Source organism: Flavobacterium aciduliphilum (assembly GCF_003268855.1).
GTDB lineage: Bacteria > Bacteroidota > Bacteroidia > Flavobacteriales > Flavobacteriaceae > Flavobacterium > Flavobacterium aciduliphilum.
Map to the genome: position 1 here is coordinate 1 of NZ_QLSZ01000022.1, position 2,408 is coordinate 2,408.

General features: G+C 39.9%; 1 protein-coding gene. It reads right to left on the bottom strand.

Translation table 11 applies throughout. The features are described from left to right. Nucleotides 1-2,408, bottom strand: a 2,408-nt coding sequence (locus CLV55_RS12725; RefSeq protein ID WP_146739578.1) for a T9SS type A sorting domain-containing protein, incomplete at both ends; no start/stop codon positions are given.

Consider the following 2,408-nt stretch of genomic DNA (forward strand, 5'->3'; position numbering starts at 1 on the left):
TATCTTTTAATCACACGAAGTGTTTTAGTGTTTTCCCCTTGAGTTACAATCACGTTGTATACTCCAGATGGATAACGCTCTCCTAATTGAAGTTCTGATACTTCACTTGGAGCAACCTCACGTTGATCAATCAATTTTCCGGTCATATCATAAACCATCATCATTACATTTGACTCACTTGGTGATGTCATTGTAAAGTTAAACACCTCTGACGATGGGTTTGGATAAACTTCCACTTTAAAGGCTGCTGGTGCAATTTCCATTCTTGTATTGGCAGCACATGATTTGTACCATACATTTACTGGAACTGTATACAACACAGAACATGGTCCACTTGTCAGTTTCACTCGGAACCAGATATTTCCTACTTGACCAATTCCAGCATTGTATACTGCTGAATTCGCTCCGTCAATATCCGTCCAAGTAATTCCTGTTGTAGTAGCTGTTACTGTTGTAGCTGAACTTCCTGCATTGTAGTACTGCCATTGAATAGCTCCTACATAACCTGCTCCTAATGTTAATGGTACATTAGATGTAGAACAAATAGCTGTTGCCAATGTTTTAACAGCAGTGTTTCCTGTTACCAAAGTCACTTTAGCTACTGGAGATACTGTAACTACATAAGAATCTGTAGTTGCTGTACATGAACCACTTGTTAATACTGCTCTAAACGCAGTAGTAGCAGTCAAGCTTCCTGTTGCTAATGTAGACGACGTTTGTCCTGCAATAGCTGTCCATGTTGTAAACGGAGCTACTGCTTTTTGCCATACTATAGTTCCTGTAGAACCTTGTAATGTCAATGTAGAACCTGTTCCTGAACATACTGAATTCACACCACTTATTGTTCCTGCTACTGCTGGAGTTGTAGTTACTGTGATTGCCACTACAGTTGATGCTGACGTAGCTGTACAAACTCCACTTGTAGCCACCACTCTAAACCATGAGTTTTGAGTAATATTTGTAAATGTATATGAAGAAGTTGTTGCTCCTGCTACATCCACAAATCCATCTGAAGCCGATGTCGTTGACATTTGCCATTGGATCGTTCCAACGTTTCCTGAAACAGTTAACGTTTTACTTGATCCCACACATATTGAAGCTCCAGGATTAGTTGTAGCAATTGCTACTGTTCCTCCTTTAGCCGCTGGGCTTACTGTGATGATAATCGGTGTAGTCTCTACCGTAGAACATGAACCTATCGTTACTATAGCTTTATAAGCTGTAGTCGCTGCTAAAGCTCCTGTAGCTAAAGTATTCGATGTTTGAGCTGCTACTGTAGTAAATGAACCTGGTACTCCATTGGTAACCGAAGCTTTTTGCCATGTAATAGATCCAACATTTCCTGATAAAGTTAATGTCGTTCCACTTGCAGCACATACTGTTGAAGCTGCTGCCGAAAGTGTTCCTGCTACAGCATCTGTTCCTATCACCATTTGTACTGGTGTAGTATAACTCACTGAACATGCACCGCTTGTTACGGCTGCTCTAAAATAAGTAGCATCTGTTACATTGGTAAGAACATACGTCGCTGACGTTCCATTAACTGATGTAGTTGTGAATGTCGATGCACTTCCAACAGTTGCTGTTGGTACATTTACATATGTACTACCATCTGTAGAGTATTGCCATTGAATGGTTCCTACATTTCCTGTTAACTTAAGCGTAGTACCACCTCCTGAACAAACCATGCCTGCTCCTGAAATAGTTCCTGCCACTGATAATGGGTTAACCGTGATTGTTTTTACTGCACTACGTGATAAAGTACAATCTCCACTAGTTACCACATTTCTAACATAGAATTTACCTCCTGGGGCTACTAAAGTAACATTATCCATAGTAAACACTAATCCATTTGCACCAGATACTGTTGTAAATCCAGCAGTTGCAGATGTAGTAGATACTTCCCATGAAATAGCGTTTCCTGTATAAGCTGCTGAAGTAAACGTGATACTTCCGCCTGTACATACTGATGCTGCACTTGTAATCGCTCCTGCTTTAGCAGTTGGTGATACCGTAATTTTAACAACATCTGTATAAGAGATACATGCTCCATTAGTTACTTGAGCTCTATACCATGTAGTCGCTGCTAAATTACCCACTACTAATTCTGTAGTACCTGCTCCTGAATAAGAAGCACCTATAGCTGTAGTAGCTGTCAAATTAGTAACTGCTGACCAAACTGGCGCAGCATTAGTAGCATTTACATAATTAATCGATTTTTGCCATACAATACTACTTGATGTATTACCATTCAATGATAATGTGGTACTATTTGTAATTGGATTAACTAATGCAGTTCCTGTTGCATCTAAAGCTAATGTTGTTGGTGCTGTTAATGGCGCACATACCGTTACATCACCTCCTGAAATACTTCCAGCAACTGGCGTAGTACTTACTGTGATTTTTAA